The sequence below is a fragment of the Ignavibacteriales bacterium genome (genome assembly GCA_016709765.1).
Lineage (GTDB): Bacteria > Bacteroidota > Ignavibacteria > Ignavibacteriales > Ignavibacteriaceae > IGN3.
In genome coordinates this window covers 1,188,566-1,208,712 of record JADJMD010000013.1, presented here as the reverse complement: position 1 = coordinate 1,208,712, position 20,147 = coordinate 1,188,566, and the positions used below count along the sequence as shown (strand labels likewise).

Here is a 20,147-nt window from a genome sequence, read left to right as displayed (position 1 = left end):
AACTAAATAGCTTCTTATGAAAAATCTATTTGTGGGGACTCTTTCTATCATCTGATCATTTTTTTTCTATATTGTTAAAAAATAGATTTTGAGGTTATCAAACTGCGAAGCCTGCAATTTATTAGGATGCCCTGTTATTACATTTTAACGCAAACAAAATATAGATAAGTGAATTTTAAATTATTTTACTTAACTAATAAAGTCAACATTAAAGAATCTGAACCAATACATGTATTCACAAAAGTGACATTATTATGAAGGAAAATAAATTAATAGACAAAAGTTTTACAAAGGAAATCACAAATATTGATCAAAAAGTACGTATTGCCCAAGTTCAACTACTTTATAAGCAAACCAAGACTGGTCTAATTGGTGTTCTAATTGTTGCACTTACTGCCTGTGTAGTTTTTTGGCAGGTTGTTCCTCAATGGAAACTCTCCTTGTGGACTGTTATAACAGTTCTCCTCACTTTAATTAGAGGAGGTGTTGTATTTGCCTTTCAAAAAAGAGCGTCTTTAAACTCTAATATTGATCAATGGGCAAGCCTCCATGTCATCGGTGTTGTGGCTTCTGGCTTGCTGTGGTCCATCCCATTTATATTCTTATGGCCTACTACAGAACATTCTGTATTTCGGCTAGTTTGGCCAATATTCATTTTACCTCTGAGCGCAGCAGCTGTTGCAACTTACTATACTTGGACTCCATCTTATGTTTTATTTCTCGTCCTCACTGCATTACCGATATCCCTAAGGTTTTTCTTTGAAGGGGGAGAGCTCTACTATATAATGGGGCTCCTTACTTTATTCTTCATTGCGGTCTTACTACGTGCTGGAAAAGTGATGCATGCAGCCAGTGTAAGTTCATTTGAATTCGGTATTAGAAACGAAGCGCTTAATATTGAATTGAATGAAGGCATATCAATAAGGGAACAACTTAATTTACAACTTCAACAGGAAATAGTCGAAAGAAAGTTGGCTGAAAATGAAATCCGAAAACTCTCCAAGGTATTTCTGGATGGAACAAATCCAACATTCATAGAAGATTTAAATGGCCACATATTGGAAATGAACAATGAAGCTGTGAATTTTTATGGCTTTTCAAGAGAGGAATTAGTTGGCAAATCTATAAAACTACTAGTGCCCGATGAGAAGCATGAAAAAATCGATGAATTGATTAAACTTTGTGTGGAAGGTAAATTGGTTCGTGATGTTGAAGGTTTACAACGGAAAAAGGATGGCAGTAAAATCCCTGTTCTTATAACTCTGTCCTTGTTAACTGATGAAGAAAATAATCCTTTTGCAATAGCCTCTATTGCTTCAGATATAACCGAACAAAAAAATATTGAGAGGGAATTAATAAAATCTAAAGCTGCCGCTGAAAGTGCCAATGCTGCCAAGGATAAATTTTTTAAAATTATTTCACACGACCTTAGAAGTCCCTTTAATAGTATAATTGGTTTTTCAAACTTATTGAATGAGGAATATGATTCATTTGATGATTTGAGAAGGAAAGAGTGTATTCGGCAGATTAATATGTCCTCTCTTAATGCCTATAACTTACTAGAAAACCTTTTAACTTGGGCTAGAACTCAAACGGATGAAATTACAATAAATAAAGAAGAATTAAATCTGAAAAAATTGGTTGAAACAAGTATTGCTACAGCTTTGTTAAATGCCGATGCTAAAAATATTAGTGTAATCAATAACGTTCAGCCTGAATTGTTTATATCAATTGATAAAAACACAGCTTTAACATTTATCAGAAATATAGTAAACAATGCTATAAAATTTACACATAAAGGAGGGCATATTACAATTGATTCACACGTCAATGAAGATAGCATTAGCCTCCATATCACCGATACGGGTGTGGGTATATCTCCTGAGGTTATTGATCATTTATTTCAAATAGGCAAGGATATATCAACTAAAGGAACCAATAACGAAAAGGGCACAGGATTGGGGCTCATTCTGTGTAAAGAATTTATTGAAAAAAATGGAGGTTCGATTACCGTAAAGAGCGAAGTAAATAAGGGCAGTGAGTTTATTATAATATTGCCACAATAGAGTGATTAGAATGCATTATTTAATTATGTTTTACTTTTAACAGCGAAAACAAACCCCACAATCAATTCATACAAACCAGCACACTGCCTAAAATGGTAAAATCTTATTTGCTGCTATTATTATCAAAAAAAACTTTTTCAATTCTCTTATCAGGAATTAACCAAATTAGGGCAACCAAAAGATAAATTCCTTGTGCAATTTTAGGATGATAAAAAACTGAAATAATAGCGACCACATACAATATAGGTGAAGCTTTGCCTTTTAAATCACGACCAATTGCTTTTGCTAACAGAGAGTTTTCACCTTGTGATTTTACAATTACAGTTTGAAGCATAAAGTACGAAATAGCTGCCATTAACAAAATAAACCCATATAATGCGGTTGGAATCTGTGCAAAATGATTTTCACCCATCCAGCCTGTTGTAAAAGGCACTAGTGATAACCAAAAAAGTAAATGTAAATTTGCCCAAAGAATGCCGCCCTTAACGTTGTTAACTGTTTGTAATAAATGATGATGGTTGTTCCAGTAAATGCCAAGATATATAAAACTTAAAATGTAACTTAAAAATACTGGAATCAATGGCTGGAGTGTAGATAATTCTGTACCAAGCGGGACTTGAAGCTCTAGGACCATTATTGTAATTATAATAGCAATTACACCATCACTAAAAGCTTCTAATCTATTTTTTGTCATAAGTTAATTTATTATTAAATGCCGTGCTAAGAAAATTTGGAAACCATTTTTTTTATCGTTGTTGAATTGCGCACAGTTATTTCCATATCAAGTTTCTTTTCTAATTGTTTTCCTGTAATTCCGGAATCGCTAAAATTTTTTCTGCAAAGCCAATACATTTCATTTTTATAAAAATTGAACTCATTCGCTTCCTTTTGAAAAGCTTTAACTTTGTTTTGATTTTCTTTAGACGGTGGATTTTGTAAAAAAGCAATGTAAAGCGAATTATTGGCATTATTTAGTTCAGATTCTTTAAAAGGTTTAAACTCTGATATTTCTTTAAGTTCTTTTGTTGTTCTGATAAAAGTGGAAACCTTATAACCGAGAGATTTTTCTAACTCAGTTTCTATTTTGTTTTTTATCGAACCAACATTTTTTAAATTTGTTTCGAAAATAACATTTCCACTTGCAATAAATGTTGCAACATTTTCAAATCCCATTTTTTCAAAAAGCGTTTTTAGATAATCCATTTTAACGTTATGTCCGCCTACGTTAATTGCTTTTAGAAATGCGATGTATTTTTGCATAATTCCTTTAACATATAGTTAATGCTTTAAACTTTTATTGGTGGATAGAAAATTGCGAAGGGATATCATCAGAGTGTTTGAAATTTTTTTTTAAAAGGCTGTCCAATATTTAAACAGCCCTTAAAATTTTATCAGTTACCACTTTCTGTTGTAATTGGTGGATTTTTATCTTCTGGATTACCTTTCTTCTTAAACAGAAAGACAAGAAGACCAATCAAAACTAAAGCACCAACTGCACCTAAAATATAATAAAGCATATTGTTCTGGGGAGATACAATTGATTTCCATTCTGACATTTTTTTCTCAATAGTATCTTTTTGCTGTGCTGTTAAAAGATTATTATCAAGTAAATACGGCATCCATTCAGTTGAAATTGTCTTAAACCAAACGCCATCTGCAAAAGAGTTATAAGCAGCTTCGGAATCTTGTTTGCTTTTTACACCATAGTTTTTTATCTCATCAGAGATAAACTGTGTAACTACGTTTGTAAATTCTGTTCCGTTAGAAAAATTTTGTAAGTTAATATTGTTTAATGAAAAATCTTCATTAATAGATTCCCATGCTTCCCTCTGAATTCTGTTTGACCACACATTAAAAAGATTATCAATGTCATTCAACTCAGCAGTTTTATCTCCCTTTCCTGCATAAACATCAACAAGCTTTGGTCCAACTTTTTGCCACATAGTTACAAAATTTTGCTGCTGTTTTTTTACATCGCTAAGATCTGCAACTTTTAAAGTAGTAACTTCAAGAAATCTACTATTATCTCTAAGTGATTTTTTTACAGCGGCAAGTATATTGTTCTTTTCAACCTGAGAATAAACAGCTTCTTTATCCTGCTGTGTCATTGTTGAAATATCACCGGCAAGTTTGGGAGTCAAACTATCCACAATACTAAAGACCAATTGATCTCTTTTGAGAATAGTTGCACGTAAATCAGAAACAAGTTTTTCTAATTTTGATATTGCCGCAGCATCTTTCACACGTTGCGATTCTAAAACAGTAATCTGGTTTATCAATTCATTATTTCTTCTATTTAACAGATCCACTTCTGATTTTAATGTGGTAACTTCTGTCTGCAAAACAGTAATTGATGTAAAATCACTTTTTCTTAAATCAAGCGAAGCTTCAAGATTTTCAAAAACGGAACCAAAATTTTCAGGATAAAGACTTTGATCTAAAATATTTTTTTTAGCAGAAAAATCTCTTTTTAGATTATCTATCTCTGATGATATTTTATCAAGCTCTTCTATGCTTGCTGCCGATTTAATTCCCTCTGATAGTGTCTGATATCTTTCTTTAAAACTTTGAACCATTTCATAGTCTGATTGGGCAAATAAGGTTGTTGTAGTAAACAGAAAGAACACAAGTAAAATATTATTAATAATTAATCGTTTCATTTTGCACCTTCCTCAATTCCCTCAGAAGTAAGTTTGTAGATTATTCCATCATCAAGCATCTCAATAAATTGGCTTCGTTGATTGAATGCTGGGTTTACTAATCCGGTTTCATTTATAGGAATTTTATTTTCCAGGCTAAATGCATTTTTCTCTACGGTAAAAACATAAACATTTTTAAAATCAGTAGAGGTCATAAAATAAAAACCTTCATTATTTCTAATAAGCCTCAGTGTTTTTCCCGCATATGAAAGAGTATCTTGTGTCTCCTCAAAAAACAACGCCTTAGTATTAAAATTAATAGAGTGTCTTTCTTCCTTTACAAACCCGTCTTTATCTATTTTTAATACGGACTCAATTGGCCAGCTAAATTGTGCCGGCTCTAAAAGCAAAGAAGAGCAAGAGGCAAATAAAGTTATTGATAGAAAGATTAAAATAATTTTTATGTAATTCATTTTTTCTCCAAGGTAAAAATCGTGTGTGTAAACTTAAGAAATCAATTTGCTTCACAAAAGACCAAAACAGCAAAAATCGTTTCTAAAACTGCAAAAAACTTAATAATTAGTTAGGATTTTGTTTGAATTGATTTTAATTGTCAGAAATTGATTTTTCTGGTTCCGAATTATCGTTCTCTGGTAGGGACTTGTTTAAACTAATTCTTCCTGATTTTTTTAATGCATCAGTTAGCAAAAACTCTATTTGTGCATTGATACTTCGTAAATCATCAGCCGCCCATCTTTCCAGGGCGGCATAAACATTACCATCTATTCTTAATAAAAATTTTTTCTTTTCACTCATATTTAAATATCAATTTCATTATTATCATTTTATCCTGTAGAGTTATGTCTTTTGTTTTTCAAAATCAAATACCAAATCATCATAACTATCCAGGGATTTTCATCAATCAAAACAGAAGGTGCTTCAATTATTATTATATTTCTATCCTTAATCGAGAATTTATTCTGAAATAGTAAAAGCAACTCCTCAGATTCGGATAAAACCTGGCAGGATTTTTTAAACGCACCAAGTTTGAACAATACTTTTTTCCCGTTTTGTAAATTAATTTCTCCCTTTGTTCTAAAAAAGTTTAAGTGTTTTAGCGTTGCAAATGTTAAATCGTAACTTTCCTTGCGAATTGCAATATCTAATTTCCAGAAACTTGGTCGAAATATTTCATACTTTTCAGCAAACCCATCAACAATTGCTGTTTGACTAAAAAATTTAGGAAAGTACATTTTTGCCAGCAGTTCATTTGAAGATCTAAACTCATATTCGCGTTTCCAGAATGATGGCTGGATAAGGGATAACTCTTCACCGATATATTTTGATAGAGGTTTCATCTTATTTATTGATAGATTGTTCCAGTATTTATAACTGGTATAGCTTCATGGTCGGCAACCAAGGCGACCATAAGATTATTTACCATTTGTGCTTTTCTCTCTTCATCAAGATTAACAATGTTTTTATCGCTTAAATCCTGCAATGCTTGCTGAACCATTCCAACAGCACCTTCAACAATTTTAAATCTTGCTGCAACAATTGCCTGAGCCTGCTGTCTGCGTAACATTGCCTGTGCAATTTCCTGAGCGTATGCAAGGTGAGTGATTCTTGCTTCAACAATAATTACTCCCGTTACCTCAAGTCTTTTTTGAAGTTCTTTCTGAAGATTTTCCGCAACTTCGGTCGGGCTGCTTCTCAATGATTCTTTCTCGCCTTCATTAGTGTCGTACGGATATTCTGATGCAAGAGTACGAATCGCAGTTTCAGCCTGTATCGCAACAAACTGTTCGTAATTTTGAACATCAAATATTGCGCGAGCAGAATCGACAACACGCCATACAATTACGGCCGCTATCTCAATTGGATTTCCGTGTAAATCATTTACTTTTATTTTATCGCTGTTAAAGTTTCTTATCCTCAAAGAAACATGTTTTTTTACTGTAAAAGGATTAACCCACCAAAAACCAGATTCCCGGACGGTTCCGGTGTATCGACCAAATAATATTAACACTTTAGATTCATTTGGCTGAACAATCATGAATCCACCAAAACTCAGGAATGATATTATTATCAAGGGAATCAGAAACCAGAGAACATCGGGATTGTTTAATCTTATTCCCGTTGAGATTAAATAAATATCAATTGCAAACATTGCGATAACTAAGAACAATGCTATAAAACCATTTAGTTTACTAGCAGTTTTTTCGGTAATCTTGTCCATTTTTTACTCCTTTTTAAAATTGCTATCGTAATGATATCATATTGATAGCAATAAATCAAGCGCTTTTTGAAAAAATTTTTTAAGGGTATTAAATATTTAGTTTTATTACTGTTTTTGAATTATCTATCAGTTATAAATGTTTTAACTGTATAATTATTAAGGTATTATGAAAATACTTCTAACTGGTGCCACCGGCTATATTGGTAAAAGACTTCTTCCGGTTTTGATTGAACAAGGTCACACTGTTGTTTGTTGTGTAAGAAATAGAAATAGGTTTCCATCTGATGGAGTCTATCATCATCCAAATGTTTCTCTCTTTGAAGTTGATTTTCTGAAAGAGATTCCTTCCTCAGAATTAATTAAAGACATTGATGCCGCATACTATCTTATACATTCTATGAGTTCTAATATTAAAGACTTTGGTTCATTAGAAGAAAGATCTGCAAATAGTTTTGTTAATCTGGTTGAACAAACTTCGGCTAAGCAAATAATTTATCTCGGTGGGATTACAAACGAAGACAAACTTTCCAAACATCTTGCCTCAAGAAAAAAAGTTGAAGAGATATTATCAAAAAGCAAAGTTCCTTTAACATCTATAAGAGCAGGAATAATTGTTGGATCAGGAAGTGCCTCATTTGAAATTATTCGTGATCTTGTTGAAAAACTTCCTGTTATGGTTACTCCCAAATGGTTAAACACGAGACATCAGCCAATAGCAATCAGAAATATTCTCCAATATCTTTCCGGTGTGTTGCTTAGACCTGAAACATTTAATAAATCTTATGATGTAGGTGGACCGGATGTTTTATCCTACAAAGAAATGCTGTTACAATTTGCAGAAATAAGGGGATTAAAGAGATTTATTTTTACTGTCCCTATTATGACCCCTCGTCTTTCCTCATATTGGCTTTACTTTGTTACATCAACATCGTACATGCTTGCAATAAATCTTGTTAACAGTATGAAGATTGAAGTAGTTGCAAAGAATAATGAACTTGAAAAAATGCTGAACATAAAACCCTTCACATATAAAGAAGCTGTACAGCTTGCCTTTCAAAGAATAGAACAAAACAATGTAATCTCCAGCTGGAAAGATTCTCTTAGTTCAAGCTACACTGATAATTCATTACTTGAACATATTAATGTTCCCAAAGATGGATGCTTTATTGATAAAAGAGAAAAAGAAATCACACAAGATGTTGAACAGGTGTTAGATAATATCTGGTCTATTGGAGGAGAGCGTGGCTGGTATTACGGTGATTGGCTCTGGCACTTAAGAGGATTTTTAGACAAACTCGCTGGTGGAGTTGGCTTGCGAAGAGGAAGAACTAATCTTCATAAAATAAATACAGGAGATACGCTGGATTTTTGGCGCGTACTTGCTGCGGATAAACAAAATAAACGATTGCTTCTTTATGCAGAAATGAAATTACCCGGAGAAGCATGGTTAGAGTTTGATATTATTAGTAAGAATGAAAAGTGTTTTTTAAAACAAACCGCAACATTCCGTCCAAAAGGAGTATTGGGAAGATTATACTGGTACTCAGTGTTACCTTTTCATTATTTTGTATTTGATGGAATGGCGAAGAATATCATTAATTATAAGATAAAAACATGAACAATTTAATAATAATAGCGCATCCTGATAAGAAAAGTTTTTGCCACAATGGTATTTTCAAAACTATTCACGAAACACTCTTTGCCAATAAAGAAAATATTGATGTAATAGATTTATATGAAGAAAAATTTAATGTTTTCGGAGATGAAGAGAAAACGAATTTATACAAAGGACTAATCACCAAATCAAATCGAATATACATTATTTCACCGGTGTGGTGGTTTAGGTGCACACCATTATTAGAATCATTTTTCGATCAGGTATTAAGTCCTGGTTTTGCATATAAATTCATACCTATTACAAAATCATTAGGTATTCCTAAACCGTTTTTAGGTAACAAAAAAGTAAGAACCTATTTAACGCACGGGGCCCCTGCCTTTCCTGTGCTTACCTTATATGTAAATTCTGTTAAACTTAGACTTGTTATGGGCGTTTATTCATTTGTATTTGGATGGTTCAAAACTAAAACTCGTCAATTCTGGTCGGTGCCCTTTGTCTCTGAAAGCAAAAGAAAAAAATATCTTGAGAGAGTTGTTAAAGATGTTAAGAAAGATATTAACAAAATGAGATAGTAATGTTTTTATCTTTTAAATAAAGGGAAAATTTGTAAAGTGATTCCTGTATTGGTTTCTCTAATCCTGAAAATTGAATATAACCATTAACTGCTTTAATAAAAGTTTCAATGGTTTTAACTGAATAATTTCGCAAAGAAAGGACTTCTCGCAATAAATTAGTTTTATTTAATTTCATAAACTTAAGCTCCCTATTTGGTGGTTTCCCTGAAGTAAAATAAAAATTAAATCAATATTTTTTTTATTGCGGTAAATAATAAGTTGTGACCATATCAAAAACAAAAAGCGAATAAAATGGATATTGAAATAAGGCATTTGACTAAAGATTTACAAGACGATTACTTGTTTCTTTTTGACAATATGATTCACAAGGAAAACCCTGATTGGTCAAAATGTTATTGTAACGACTATCACTTCCTTGGAGATGTGGAAACATGTACTCGTGAAGCCAGCCGTGCCATGATTATAAATCGTATCAACGAGAATGAGTTGAGAGGTTATTTGGTTTTTGAAAATGATAAACCGATTGGATGGTGCAATGCAAATAACAGATCGAATTATCAAAGATTATTAAGAGACTATGATTTAATTGATAATCCTGATGATAAAGTTTGTTCTATTGTTTGTTTTTTAATACATCCCGATTATAGAAGACAAGGGATTGCTCAAATGATTCTTGAAAAAATCATTGAGGATTACTCGAATGCGGACTATGATTATCTTGAAGCATATCCAAGAAAAGGAGAATCGAGCGAGAGTAATTTCAAAGGACCGTTGGAATTATATAAGAGATACGATTTCAAGATAAATAAAGAGTATGATGATTATTATGTAATGAGAAAAAAAATAAAATAAATACGGTGCACAACAATAGCTAAAACGACAAAATGGGCTACACGCCCATACTTCGTTTAGCTTGACGTTTAAATCGTACATATCATTATTATTCTTCCTTACCATTTGCTTTTTGAAACCTTCTGAAACAAAGTCTTGTTGTTCTAATTACAATTAAAACTTTAAAATCACTTTAATACGTTCAGAAAGAGCAACAAATGAATTTTCTTTCAATTATACTTGCGGCAATAATTATGAATAACTCCTTACTACTAAACGAAGACAACATTTTGCTAAATTCGTCTTTTATGCAAACAGAAAATAAATGGCGCATTGTAAATGACGGAGTAATGGGTGGATTGAGCTCTTCAAATGTAAATGTTAATGAAGACAATAAAATAGTTTTTAAAGGAAACGTTTCTCTAGAAAATAATGGTGGGTTTGCCTCGCTAAGAAGTCCTATTAAAAATTACAACTTTGAAAAGTTTTCTGGTATTGAACTAAGAATGAAAGGTGATGGAAAGCGCTACAGCATCTCGATGAAAGAGACTGCTTATTTTACTGGCTATTTTTATACAACATCATTGGAAACAAAAAAAGAAGAGTGGATGGTTATAAAAATTCCATTCGATGAGTTTAAACTTTATTATTATGGAAAAGAAACCGGCTCAAGCAAAAAAATTCCTCTTAACAATATCAAAGAAATATCTTTGCTTATTGGGGACAAACAGGAAGGGACTTTTATTACTGAAATTGATTATATAAAACTTTACTGATTAAATTAGTATATATTAAATAATAATTATTGCAGAAATGAATCGAGAAAAAGTAAAACAATTTGTAGAGAAGAGTTCGGTACAAAATTTCATAATCGCTTTAATAGTTTTTAATTCCATAACGATTGGAATGGAAACTTCCAGCGTAATAATGAACTCGTTTGGAAGAACGCTTCTGCTTATCGATAAAATAATTCTTGCAGTTTTTGTAATTGAAATATTATTAAAGCTTTATGCTTATGGATTTTCATTTTTTAAAAGCGGCTGGAATGTTTTTGATTTTTCAATTGTAGCGATTGCTTTACTGCCAGCTTCCGGAGTTTTGGCGGTTTTACGGTCATTAAGGATTTTTCGTTCTCTTAGATTAATCAAAAATGTACCGAAGCTAAGATTCATTGTTGAATCCCTATTTCATTCACTTCCTAGTCTTGTTTGGATATTTGTTCTGCTGGCACTGGTGTTTTACGTGTTTGCGGTCATAGGTACAAAACTTTTCGGAGCTGGGTATCCGGAGTGGTTTGGTAATATTGGTGCATCAATGTTTTCATTATTCCAGATTATGACTCTTGAGGGCTGGGCAGAAATTTCCAGAGCAATAATGGTTAAATATCCTTTTGCTAATATTTACTTTATAATTTTTATACTGCTGGCGTCTTACACGACATTAAATATATTTATTGCTATCGTTGTGAACACAATGAGCGAAGTGCAGCAAAAAACCAGTAAAGAAGGAATTGAGAAAATAGAGGATATTATTCAAGATGAGAAGGAAGAGTTAAGAAAAGATATTTTAAGCCTGAAGGAACAGATAATTAAAATGGAAGAGAAATTGACGAAAAGAGTAAATTGAAATTCCATACTTTATACTACATTCAAGATAATATTTTATGGTTCTATTCAAGATTATATGGATAACTAAAGCAGATTTATAAAAAATGAAAAATAAATTTTCACTTGCTGTAGCATTAATTTTATTGATAAGCGTTTGTCTAACAGCATCATTAAATGCCCAGGTAATTTTGGATGTTGAAACTGGTCTTGTAAGCACGGGATATAATGATGTGCGCATTCCTGGTAATCAAGGAACACTTATCTCCTTTAAAGATGATCTGACACCAAGTTCCGGTATTTTTTATAGGATAAGACTCAATTACACTTTTAGCACTGCCCATACTTTATCTTTACTATTTGCTCCATTAACTGTTAAATCTGAAGGACGAATAAATAAAGATGTTAACTTTGCCGGCAGTGTATTTTCCGAAAATGAAGATTTAAACGGTTCATATAAATTTAATTCGTACAGATTAACATACCGTTACGATTTTGTGCAAAATCCTAACCTTGAATTTGGTTTAGGATTTACTGCTAAAATTAGAGATGCAAGAATTGCACTTTCGTCTCCTGGAATATCTGCTGAGAAATCCAATGTTGGTTTTGTCCCAATTATTAATTTCAGATTGTTCTGGCATTCATACGAAAAGCTTGGCTTTCTTTTAGAGGGTGATGCTCTCGCGGCTAAACAGGGAAGAGCAATTGATTTTCTTTTCGCCGCATCATATAAATTATCCAGGCAGCTTGGAATTAAAGCTGGGTATCGTATTCTAGAAGGAGGTGCAGATAATGATGAAGTTTACAATTTTGCTCTTTTCCATTATCTGTCTTTTACTTTTTCATATACTTTTTAATTATTTATGAATTTAGAACAAATAATCTTTACGGGTATTTTAAAATTAAACCCTTACAATTGAGTTAGGAGAATTTTAATTAATGCGGAACATTATTATTAAAACTCAAAAGCAAGCCAAAAGGTTAATCATAATAGTAGTAGGTTTTACAGTACTTCTTTTAGGAGTGGCCATGATACTATTGCCTGGACCAGCATTCATTATGATACCGCTTGGGTTAGGCATTCTTGCAACAGAATTTGTTTGGGCAAGAACATTGTTAAATAAGTTTAAAGAAAAATTAGGCAGAATTACTAAGACTAATTTTACTGATAAAACAAAGTAATGTGGTAAATATCAGATGCATTGTTTTACACAATAGTCTTTATTTTTATTAATTCTGATAAAATTAAATCAAGACAAAAACAGTTATGAAAATATCTCACACTATCAAACTGATTATATCCATTTTATTACCATTATCCGTTGGCGCTGCAGCAGGAATGTTTACTTCTCAAGCTGTACCTACTTGGTATGCTTCATTAAATAGACCTTCCTTTAGTCCTCCTAATTGGGTTTTCGGTCCGGTATGGACTTCTCTATATATCCTTTTAGGAATATCATTTTTTCTTATTTGGAAAGAGGAAGCATCGAAAGAGAGAGACCTGGCTATCAAGTTATTTTCAATCCAAATGCTCTTAAACTTTGCATGGAGTTTTCTATTCTTCTATTTCAATTTGATTGGTGCTGCGCTTATAGAAATCATTCTTTTATGGATTAGCATTGCTGCAATGATTTATCTGTTCTATAAAATTAAACCGGTTGCAGCTTATATGAACATTCCATATTTGCTCTGGGTAAGCTTTGCTACTTTTCTTAATGCCGGATATTATTTCTTAAATTAAAAAATGTATGAAGGTAATTTTATGAATCAAACCATTCGAAATCGTTTGGTATTTATTAAAATTGGCTTATTAAACTCATTAACCATTAGTATTTTAAATAAATAAATTGTTATAAGAGAGAATTAACCCATGGAAAATATTATCCTGTTTCCTTTTGCAGATTACTGGTTGTTTTATGTTGGATTTACTGTATTTGTTTTAATGATGCTTGCTTTGGATTTAGGTGTGTTTCACCGGGATGCACACGAAGTAACTTTTAAGGAATCATTAACGTGGAGTATTATTTGGATTTCTCTCGCGCTCATTTTCAATTTTCTTTTCTTTAAATATGCCGGCTGGAAGTTTGAAAACGATGCACGGCTACTTGCAATTCCTGGTTTTGATGGCAATGCTGCAGCCAATCAAGTCGGACTGGAATTTTTAACCGGGTATATAGTTGAGAAAACTTTAGCAATAGATAACATTTTCGTTTTTGTGGTTGTATTTAGTTTTTTTGCTGTACCGTTAAAATATCAGCACAGAGTTTTATTCTTTGGAATTCTCGGAGCACTAATATTTCGTATAATATTTATTGCTATGGGTTCCATTCTGCTTCAGTATCAATGGATCGTTATTTTCTTTGGTGCGTTTCTTATTCTAACAGGTTTTAAGATAATCTTTGCGCCTGAAAAACCGATTGATCCGGAAAAGAATCCTGTTATAAAATTGTTTAAAAAGTTCTTTCCCGTTACATCCACTTTTGAAGGACAAAAATTCTTTATACGAAAAGAAGGAGTGCTTTATGCTACTCCATTGATGGTTGCGCTGCTTTTCATCGAAGTATCAGATATTATTTTTGCAGTTGATTCCGTTCCTGCAATCTTTGCTATCACAAAAGAACCACTAATTGTTTTTACTTCCAACGTTTTTGCAATTCTTGGTTTACGTGCAATGTATTTTATGCTTGCCGGGGTAATTCATAAATTCCGCTATCTAAAATATGGACTTGGAATAGTGCTTGTGTTTGTTGGATTAAAGATGGCGTGGTTAAATGAAGCATTTGGTGGGAAGTTTCCTATTAGCTGGTCTCTAATAATAATTGTAACTATTATCGGTTCATCAATTTTAATTTCATTATTTAAAAAACAAAAAGGAGTATAAACATGTTATGCCCAGTATGTAAAGTAGATTTATTATTAAGCGAAAACAGGGGATAGAAATCGATTACTGTCCCAAATGCAGAGGGATATGACTGGATAGAGGGGAGCTTGATAAGATTGTTGAAAAATCAGCAAATGTTGAAGATAATTTCAGACAGAAAGAAAGAAACACTAATACTAATTATAGAGATGATGATGATAATAAGTATAGATCACAAGGATATAATAAGAATAAAAGAAAATCCTTTCTTGGTGATTTGTTTGATTTTTAAATTCTATATGTTAAAACTCAAATACTTATTATTTTTTTAATAAACAGGACGAGGAAAAAATGGATATTTTAAACACAATTCAATCAGCACTTGGCGGCGGAGATAAAAAAGATGACCTGATGTCTACTGTTATGGGAATGCTTGGAGGACAAGGTGGATTGCAAAATATTATCAGCCAGTTTGATTCAAAAGGACTCGGCGATATAATTGGTTCTTGGGTTGGAACCGGAAACAACCTTCCTATTTCTGCGGATCAACTTCAGAGTGTCCTTGGCGCTGACACTGTTAAAAATCTTGCTTCAAAACTTGGAATGGACAGCAATGCACTTGTTGGACAGTTATCAAACTTTCTTCCACAGGCAGTTGATAAATTGACTCCTGATGGAAAAGTACCCGAGGGCAATATAATGAGCAAGGGAATGGATATGCTCGGCGGATTATTCGGCAATAAATAATTTATTAAATGAATATATTTTACTTAGGACGTAGTAGAAATATTGCGGCTTTTGTTAATTCAAGTTTAATCTGAGCATTTTTAATTTTGAACTTATATAAATAAAAATAATTATAATCGAAAAAATGATAACTATTAAAAAAACAGTCTTGCCAATTCTGCTTTCAACGATATGGATAAGTATCTCTGAATTTGTAAGAAATGAATTATTAGTAAAGTCATATTGGATTGAGCACTATCATAAACTTGGGCTTGTTTTTCCATCCGAACCAATTAACGGAGCAGTTTGGGGATTATGGTCTTTATTATTTGCAATTTCCATTTTTATAATTTCAAAAAAGTTTTCGCTCTTAGAAACTTTTCTATTCTCCTGGTTTGTTGGTTTTGTTTTGATGTGGGTTGTGATCGGTAATCTGAATGTTTTACCTTTTGGTGTTTTGGTTTATGCTATTCCCCTAAGTTTGCTTGAAGCATTTGTGGCAGCATTTATTATTAATAAATTCTCTTAACATAATCTGCTAACAAATTCTTACTTTTAAACCTTTTCACTTTTTCTAAGCGGAAAGCTAAATGTTTTGTTTTCCCTCCGCCTAATATATTTGACGTCAGATTTTAAAAATTGCTAGTCTTTGTAATTGAACGAATTAAAGATGATTATTGTTTTTATTAGGTATAAAAATCAACGAAAACGAGGATAAAATGAAAGATAAAATAGTAATAATAACAGGAGCTAATCGCGGAATTGGTAAAGCAGCAACTGAAGAAATTGCAAAATTAGGGGCAAAAGTTTATATGGCTTGCCGTTCAGTTGATTCTGCAAATAAAGTTAAAGAAGAATTAATCTCTGAAACAAAAAATAAAAACATCTTTGTAAAAGAATTAGATCTTTCTTCCGTTCAATCAATAAAGAAGTTTGCCGAATCATTTCAAAAAGAAGAAACCAAACTTGATGTATTGATTAACAATGCTGGTATTATGTCTCTGACTAAAAAATTAAATGAAAATGGTGCTGAGTTGACTTTTGCTGTTAACGTTCTCGGACACCATCTTTTAACCAAGTTGCTTGCCAATTCCCTAAAGAAAGCAAGCCCATCACGCGTAATTAATGTTGCTTCAGATTATGCGGGTGGACTTGATCTGGAAGATATAAATTTTGATGTAAGAAGTTATGATCTGACTGCTGCTTACAAACAATCAAAGCAGGCAAACAGAATGATGACACGTGAATGGGCAAAGCATTTAGAGAAAGATAATATTTCTGTTTATTCAATGACACCGGGCTGGGTGCCCAACACTGATCTCTTCAGAGAGCAAACAACTTTGAATAAGGCTGTTCTAAAAACCGCCGCCTTTGTTGGTGGAAGAACTGTTGAGCAGGGTGCAGATACAATAGTGTGGCTAGCTTCGAATGATAAGATTGATGGAAGCAATGGCGGATTCTTTAAAGATAGGAAAGAACGGGGATGCGGATTTACAGATCCAAAGGCAGAAAAAAGACTCTGGGATATTTGTGAAGAGTTTCTAATTAAGAATTAGTATATCGCCCAACAGAATTATTTTTGCTTAGCCACTTATGATTAATAATTTTGATATTTAATAAAATTCAATGGGTTTATATAACAGGTTTTTGTTTTTAAAATGAAAGGTTACAATGGATCTTTCCAAATCAATTAAGATGCTCAAAACCGAACGACAATTAATTTTAAGGGGGATAGAAAATTTATCTAATGAACAACTGCTTAAAATCCCCGAAGGAGGCAAAAACAATATTTTGTGGAATCTGGGTCACATAATTGTAACCCAGCAAGTGCTTCATTATACTTTATCACGACTCGAAATGAGGATCCCAAAAGAAATCTCTTCAATTTTTAGAACAGGCACATCCCCAGAGGTATGGAGAGAAACTCCCAACATAACAGAGCTTAAATCTCTTTTACCTGAACTCCCAGACAAATTACTTGAAGATTATAACAACGGAATGTTTAAAGAATTCAGACCTTATAAAACTTCAACTGGGGTTGAGTTGAATACATTTGAGGATGCAATTACTTTTAATCATTTCCACGAAGGAACACATACGGGAATTATTTTGGGATTAATAAAAAGACTTTAATTATAATTGCAAACCAAAGAAAAAATTTAAATCTTTATTAATTAACATTAAAAGATGTATACAAGATGGATTTTCAAATTTTAATTTCAAACATCACAAATCCTACTCTGCTATTTTTTGTTCTTGGTATTCTCGCGGTAATTATTAAAAGTGATCTGCAAATTCCAGAATCATCAAGCAAGTTTATTTCACTTTATCTTCTTTTCGCTATCGGGTTTAAGGGCGGACAGGAATTGGCACATAGTCAATACAGCAGTGAGATAACCTATACGCTATTGTTTGGTGTTTTTATGGCCGTGGTTGTTCCCGCATATACTTTTTTTATCCTTAAAAGAAAACTTAGCGCCAGTGATTCAGGGGCTATAGCCGCTGCATATGGATCAGTGAGTGCCGTGACTTTTGTTGCCGCAGTTTCTTTTCTTGAGATGCAGCAAATTTCTTATGGTGGATATATGGTCGCGGTAATGGCGTTGATGGAATCCCCGGCAATTGTTATTGGAGTAATTTTAATGATGCAATTTGGAAAAGAATCAGGTAAACAAGTCAAGTGGAAATCAATAATACAACATTCATTTACCAATGGAAGTGTTGTTATGATTTTGGGAAGCCTGGTTATTGGAATTATCGCGGACACAAAACAGGCAGAGGGCATTAAGCCTTTTACTAATGATATATTTAAAGGATTTCTTGCAATATTCCTGTTGGAAATGGGAATGGTTGCTGCAAAAAGATTTTCAGCATTTATAAAATATGGTTGGTTTGTGTCGCTGTTTGCAATAGTAATTCCAATTATTAATGGTTGTGTAGTTGCTTATTTAAGTCAATTTGTAACTCCGGATATTGGCAACAGATTTATTCTTGCAATACTTTCAGCAAGTGCATCGTATATAGCCGTCCCTGCTGCAATGCGAATCGCTGCTCCCGAAGCAGATCCCGGACTTTATATTCCAATGTCATTGGGTGTTACTTTCCCGGTGAACATCACGATTGGAATTCCACTTTATTTTACATTAGTTAACTTTTTTGTTTGATGGAGAAATTAGTAACATCAGAAGTTAAGCTTGGTATTATTGCCGGCGGTCAATTAGGAAAAATGCTTGTGCTAGCTGCAAGTAACTGGAATGTTAAAACATACGTGCTTGATAAAGATGATCACTGCCCTGCGTCCTCTTCGTGCACTTTCTTCTTTAAGGGGGATCAGCTGAACTATGATGATGTTTATAGATTTGGTCAGCTAGTAGATGTACTAACTCTCGAGCTTGAAAATGTAAATGTAGATGCTCTTAAGAAACTAAAGCAGGAAGGCAAAAGAATTTATCCAGATCCGGATAAACTTGAAATCATTCAGGATAAAGGATTACAGAAGCAATTTTACGAAAAAATAAAAGTTCCTTCATCATCATTTTCACTTTTTAATAACAAGCAGGAAATTATTTCGGCGGTTGAATCAGGTAAGTTACCTTTGCCATTTGTGCAAAAGCTCCGTAAAGGAGGATACGATGGAAGAGGTGTTTTAATAGTTCATTCAAAAAATGATTTGGTTAATCTGATAGAAGGTGCTTCGGTAATAGAGGACTTGGTAGATATAGATAAAGAAATCTCTGCAATTGTTTCACGTAATGAAAGAGGAGAAGTGAGATGTCATCCAACTGTAGAAATGGAATTTAATCCGGAAGCTAATCTTGTTGAAAAATTAATTTGCCCCTCAACATTGCCAATTAAGATTGAGAATGATGCTGAAGATATTGCAATAAAAATAATTACCGAGCTTGATCTTTATGGTTTGCTTGCTGTGGAAATGTTTGTTGATAAAAACAATAAAATCTGGGTTAATGAAATTGCTCCGCGTCCGCATAACAGCGGACACCATACAATTGAAAGCGCCATAACCTCACAGTTTGAACAATTGCTTCGTGCGATTTTCAATCTTCCTCTTGGCAGCACAAAATTAAAAATGCCTGCGGTTATGATTAATCTTTTGGGTGAACCGGGTTATGAAGGTAAAGTTAGATACGAAGGTTTAACAGAGTGTATGGCTGTGGAAGGCGTTAAAATTCATCTATATGGGAAAAAAATTACTAGGCCATTTAGAAAAATGGGACACGTAACGGTTCTTGCCCCAACTATTGATGAAGCAAAAAGTAAAGCTGATTTTGTAAAACAAAAAATGAAGGTTGTGTCATGATAAAACCTTTGGTTAGTGTTATAATGGGTTCAGATTCAGATTTAAACATAATGCAGGAAGCGGGAAAGGTTTTAAAGGAATTTAATGTTCCTTTTGAGATAACCATTGTCTCTGCACACCGAACCCCGAAAAGACTATTTGAATTTTCCGAAACTGCGCATAAAAAAGGAGTGCAAGTTATTATTGCAGGGGCAGGAGGCGCAGCCCATTTGCCGGGAATGGTTGCTGCAATATCACCATTACCAGTTATCGGAGTTCCTGTAAAATCTTCCAACTCTTTAGATGGCTGGGATTCAATTTTATCTATTCTTCAAATGCCCGGCGGTGTTCCCGTTGCAACCGTCGCATTAAACAATGCTAAAAATGCCGGATTGCTTGCCGTTCAAATTCTATCTGTAGCTGATAATAAATTAAGAGAAAAGTTAATCAATTATAAAAGTAAACTTAGCTCTGATGTGATGATAAGGTTAGAGAAGGTAGAAAAAAGTTTTGACTAAATATTAAATAAATCAAATGCCGCAATTAGGCTTAAATTTCTGATATTTTCAACTCCAGGCTTAATATAAGTTAATCTTGTCGTTCTTTTTGTTTTATGATACTATCCAATCCGCTGATTACTATTGAGCCCGCTTTTTCAATATCAACAGAACCATCCTTTGTGACAACATTAT

At 33.0% G+C, this 20,147-nt stretch carries 24 protein-coding genes and 1 pseudogene; 18 read left to right on the top strand and 7 right to left on the bottom strand.

Annotation, left to right across the window (positions count from 1 at the left end; genetic code table 11):
- Positions 1-254: 254 nt before the first annotated feature.
- The gene (locus IPJ23_15005; protein MBK7631984.1) at positions 255-2,066 is read left to right on the top strand and encodes a PAS domain S-box protein; all 1,812 of its coding nucleotides are present in this window, start codon (positions 255-257) and stop codon (positions 2,064-2,066) included.
- Between the two features lie 103 nt (positions 2,067-2,169).
- On the opposite strand, the gene IPJ23_15000 is transcribed toward IPJ23_15005, so the two are convergent.
- The 7 genes from IPJ23_15000 to IPJ23_14970 all read right to left on the bottom strand — a co-directional run bounded on the left by IPJ23_15000 (position 2,170) and on the right by IPJ23_14970 (position 6,944).
- Positions 2,170-2,760, bottom strand: a complete 591-nt coding sequence (locus tag IPJ23_15000; GenBank protein MBK7631983.1) for a DUF1211 domain-containing protein — start codon at positions 2,758-2,760, stop codon at positions 2,170-2,172.
- A gap of 26 nt (positions 2,761-2,786) precedes the next feature.
- On the bottom strand, positions 2,787-3,326 hold the full coding sequence (locus IPJ23_14995) for a DUF1697 domain-containing protein (protein MBK7631982.1): 540 nt from the start codon (positions 3,324-3,326) through the stop codon (positions 2,787-2,789).
- A gap of 131 nt (positions 3,327-3,457) precedes the next feature.
- A complete protein-coding gene (locus IPJ23_14990; GenBank protein MBK7631981.1) occupies positions 3,458-4,726 on the bottom strand; it encodes a hypothetical protein in 1,269 nt (422 codons plus the stop codon).
- Positions 4,723-5,178, bottom strand: coding sequence for a hypothetical protein (locus tag IPJ23_14985; GenBank protein MBK7631980.1), 456 nt, complete (start codon positions 5,176-5,178; stop codon positions 4,723-4,725). Before IPJ23_14985 ends, IPJ23_14990 begins: the two co-directional genes overlap by 4 nt.
- A 133-nt stretch (positions 5,179-5,311) precedes the next feature.
- Complete coding sequence (locus IPJ23_14980) at positions 5,312-5,521, bottom strand: Arc family DNA-binding protein (GenBank protein ID MBK7631979.1); 210 nt, start codon at positions 5,519-5,521, stop codon at positions 5,312-5,314.
- A gap of 29 nt (positions 5,522-5,550) precedes the next feature.
- Positions 5,551-6,063, bottom strand: coding sequence for a hypothetical protein (locus tag IPJ23_14975; GenBank protein ID MBK7631978.1), 513 nt, complete (start codon positions 6,061-6,063; stop codon positions 5,551-5,553).
- A gap of 5 nt (positions 6,064-6,068) precedes the next feature.
- Positions 6,069-6,944: an SPFH domain-containing protein gene (locus IPJ23_14970; protein MBK7631977.1), complete on the bottom strand. Its 876-nt coding sequence runs from the start codon at positions 6,942-6,944 to the stop codon at positions 6,069-6,071.
- Positions 6,945-7,110: 166 nt separating this feature from the next.
- Between IPJ23_14970 and IPJ23_14965 the strand changes: the two genes are divergently transcribed.
- The 17 genes and pseudogenes from IPJ23_14965 to purE all read left to right on the top strand — a co-directional run bounded on the left by IPJ23_14965 (position 7,111) and on the right by purE (position 19,973).
- The gene (locus IPJ23_14965; GenBank protein ID MBK7631976.1) at positions 7,111-8,562 is read left to right on the top strand and encodes an SDR family oxidoreductase; all 1,452 of its coding nucleotides are present in this window, start codon (positions 7,111-7,113) and stop codon (positions 8,560-8,562) included.
- Positions 8,559-9,134 (top strand): NAD(P)H-dependent oxidoreductase, encoded by a 576-nt coding sequence (locus IPJ23_14960; GenBank protein ID MBK7631975.1) that lies wholly within the window; start codon positions 8,559-8,561, stop codon positions 9,132-9,134. The genes IPJ23_14965 and IPJ23_14960 overlap by 4 nt, the downstream gene beginning before the upstream one ends.
- 294 nt (positions 9,135-9,428) lie before the next feature.
- Positions 9,429-9,989 carry a GNAT family N-acetyltransferase gene (locus IPJ23_14955; GenBank protein MBK7631974.1) on the top strand — a complete coding sequence of 187 codons (561 nt, stop codon included), beginning with the start codon at positions 9,429-9,431 and terminating at the stop codon, positions 9,987-9,989.
- Positions 9,990-10,186: 197 nt separating this feature from the next.
- Complete coding sequence (locus tag IPJ23_14950) at positions 10,187-10,744, top strand: CIA30 family protein (GenBank protein ID MBK7631973.1); 558 nt, start codon at positions 10,187-10,189, stop codon at positions 10,742-10,744.
- Between the two features lie 37 nt (positions 10,745-10,781).
- The gene (locus tag IPJ23_14945; protein ID MBK7631972.1) at positions 10,782-11,594 is read left to right on the top strand and encodes an ion transporter; all 813 of its coding nucleotides are present in this window, start codon (positions 10,782-10,784) and stop codon (positions 11,592-11,594) included.
- Between the two features lie 118 nt (positions 11,595-11,712).
- Entirely contained in the window at positions 11,713-12,429 is a 717-nt protein-coding gene (locus IPJ23_14940; protein ID MBK7631971.1) for a hypothetical protein, read from the top strand.
- 82 nt (positions 12,430-12,511) lie between these two features.
- Entirely contained in the window at positions 12,512-12,754 is a 243-nt protein-coding gene (locus IPJ23_14935) for a PGPGW domain-containing protein (GenBank protein MBK7631970.1), read from the top strand.
- Positions 12,755-12,839: 85 nt separating this feature from the next.
- The gene (locus IPJ23_14930) at positions 12,840-13,313 is read left to right on the top strand and encodes a tryptophan-rich sensory protein (GenBank protein ID MBK7631969.1); all 474 of its coding nucleotides are present in this window, start codon (positions 12,840-12,842) and stop codon (positions 13,311-13,313) included.
- 129 nt (positions 13,314-13,442) lie between these two features.
- Positions 13,443-14,453, top strand: coding sequence for a TerC family protein (locus IPJ23_14925; protein ID MBK7631968.1), 1,011 nt, complete (start codon positions 13,443-13,445; stop codon positions 14,451-14,453).
- 2 nt (positions 14,454-14,455) lie between these two features.
- A pseudogene (locus tag IPJ23_14920) lies at positions 14,456-14,544 on the top strand (zf-TFIIB domain-containing protein).
- Between the two features lie 239 nt (positions 14,545-14,783).
- The gene (locus IPJ23_14915) at positions 14,784-15,179 is read left to right on the top strand and encodes a DUF937 domain-containing protein (protein MBK7631967.1); all 396 of its coding nucleotides are present in this window, start codon (positions 14,784-14,786) and stop codon (positions 15,177-15,179) included.
- 124 nt (positions 15,180-15,303) lie between these two features.
- Complete coding sequence (locus IPJ23_14910; GenBank protein ID MBK7631966.1) at positions 15,304-15,687, top strand: hypothetical protein; 384 nt, start codon at positions 15,304-15,306, stop codon at positions 15,685-15,687.
- A 190-nt stretch (positions 15,688-15,877) separates the two neighbouring features.
- The gene (locus IPJ23_14905; GenBank protein ID MBK7631965.1) at positions 15,878-16,714 is read left to right on the top strand and encodes an SDR family oxidoreductase; all 837 of its coding nucleotides are present in this window, start codon (positions 15,878-15,880) and stop codon (positions 16,712-16,714) included.
- A 115-nt stretch (positions 16,715-16,829) separates the two neighbouring features.
- The gene (locus IPJ23_14900; protein MBK7631964.1) at positions 16,830-17,291 is read left to right on the top strand and encodes a DinB family protein; all 462 of its coding nucleotides are present in this window, start codon (positions 16,830-16,832) and stop codon (positions 17,289-17,291) included.
- 65 nt (positions 17,292-17,356) lie between these two features.
- Positions 17,357-18,322, top strand: a complete 966-nt coding sequence (locus IPJ23_14895; protein ID MBK7631963.1) for a sodium-dependent bicarbonate transport family permease — start codon at positions 17,357-17,359, stop codon at positions 18,320-18,322.
- Positions 18,322-19,476 carry a 5-(carboxyamino)imidazole ribonucleotide synthase gene (locus IPJ23_14890; protein MBK7631962.1) on the top strand — a complete coding sequence of 385 codons (1,155 nt, stop codon included), beginning with the start codon at positions 18,322-18,324 and terminating at the stop codon, positions 19,474-19,476. Before IPJ23_14895 ends, IPJ23_14890 begins: the two co-directional genes overlap by 1 nt.
- Complete coding sequence (purE, locus tag IPJ23_14885; GenBank protein MBK7631961.1) at positions 19,473-19,973, top strand: 5-(carboxyamino)imidazole ribonucleotide mutase; 501 nt, start codon at positions 19,473-19,475, stop codon at positions 19,971-19,973. The genes IPJ23_14890 and purE overlap by 4 nt, the downstream gene beginning before the upstream one ends.
- The last annotated feature ends 174 nt before the right edge of the window (positions 19,974-20,147 follow it).

What these genes read in the sequence shown, in the direction of transcription:
- IPJ23_14955 (MBK7631974.1), top strand. Translation starts at nt 9,429, where the DNA reads ATGGATATTGAAATAAGGCATTTGACTAAAGATTTACAAGACGATTAC.
- IPJ23_14990 (MBK7631981.1), bottom strand. Translation starts at nt 4,726, where the DNA reads ATGAAACGATTAATTATTAATAATATTTTACTTGTGTTCTTTCTGTTT.
- IPJ23_14900 (MBK7631964.1), top strand. Translation starts at nt 16,830, where the DNA reads ATGGATCTTTCCAAATCAATTAAGATGCTCAAAACCGAACGACAATTA.
- IPJ23_15005 (MBK7631984.1), top strand. Translation starts at nt 255, where the DNA reads ATGAAGGAAAATAAATTAATAGACAAAAGTTTTACAAAGGAAATCACA.
- IPJ23_14985 (MBK7631980.1), bottom strand. Translation starts at nt 5,178, where the DNA reads ATGAATTACATAAAAATTATTTTAATCTTTCTATCAATAACTTTATTT.
- IPJ23_14975 (MBK7631978.1), bottom strand. Translation starts at nt 6,063, where the DNA reads ATGAAACCTCTATCAAAATATATCGGTGAAGAGTTATCCCTTATCCAG.
- IPJ23_14935 (MBK7631970.1), top strand. Translation starts at nt 12,512, where the DNA reads ATGCGGAACATTATTATTAAAACTCAAAAGCAAGCCAAAAGGTTAATC.
- purE (MBK7631961.1), top strand. Translation starts at nt 19,473, where the DNA reads ATGATAAAACCTTTGGTTAGTGTTATAATGGGTTCAGATTCAGATTTA.
- IPJ23_14890 (MBK7631962.1), top strand. Translation starts at nt 18,322, where the DNA reads ATGGAGAAATTAGTAACATCAGAAGTTAAGCTTGGTATTATTGCCGGC.
- IPJ23_14995 (MBK7631982.1), bottom strand. Translation starts at nt 3,326, where the DNA reads ATGCAAAAATACATCGCATTTCTAAAAGCAATTAACGTAGGCGGACAT.
- IPJ23_14905 (MBK7631965.1), top strand. Translation starts at nt 15,878, where the DNA reads ATGAAAGATAAAATAGTAATAATAACAGGAGCTAATCGCGGAATTGGT.
- IPJ23_14960 (MBK7631975.1), top strand. Translation starts at nt 8,559, where the DNA reads ATGAACAATTTAATAATAATAGCGCATCCTGATAAGAAAAGTTTTTGC.
- IPJ23_14930 (MBK7631969.1), top strand. Translation starts at nt 12,840, where the DNA reads ATGAAAATATCTCACACTATCAAACTGATTATATCCATTTTATTACCA.
- IPJ23_14945 (MBK7631972.1), top strand. Translation starts at nt 10,782, where the DNA reads ATGAATCGAGAAAAAGTAAAACAATTTGTAGAGAAGAGTTCGGTACAA.
- IPJ23_14895 (MBK7631963.1), top strand. Translation starts at nt 17,357, where the DNA reads ATGGATTTTCAAATTTTAATTTCAAACATCACAAATCCTACTCTGCTA.
- IPJ23_14915 (MBK7631967.1), top strand. Translation starts at nt 14,784, where the DNA reads ATGGATATTTTAAACACAATTCAATCAGCACTTGGCGGCGGAGATAAA.
- IPJ23_15000 (MBK7631983.1), bottom strand. Translation starts at nt 2,760, where the DNA reads ATGACAAAAAATAGATTAGAAGCTTTTAGTGATGGTGTAATTGCTATT.
- IPJ23_14910 (MBK7631966.1), top strand. Translation starts at nt 15,304, where the DNA reads ATGATAACTATTAAAAAAACAGTCTTGCCAATTCTGCTTTCAACGATA.
- IPJ23_14980 (MBK7631979.1), bottom strand. Translation starts at nt 5,521, where the DNA reads ATGAGTGAAAAGAAAAAATTTTTATTAAGAATAGATGGTAATGTTTAT.
- IPJ23_14925 (MBK7631968.1), top strand. Translation starts at nt 13,443, where the DNA reads ATGGAAAATATTATCCTGTTTCCTTTTGCAGATTACTGGTTGTTTTAT.
- IPJ23_14970 (MBK7631977.1), bottom strand. Translation starts at nt 6,944, where the DNA reads ATGGACAAGATTACCGAAAAAACTGCTAGTAAACTAAATGGTTTTATA.
- IPJ23_14965 (MBK7631976.1), top strand. Translation starts at nt 7,111, where the DNA reads ATGAAAATACTTCTAACTGGTGCCACCGGCTATATTGGTAAAAGACTT.
- IPJ23_14950 (MBK7631973.1), top strand. Translation starts at nt 10,187, where the DNA reads ATGAATTTTCTTTCAATTATACTTGCGGCAATAATTATGAATAACTCC.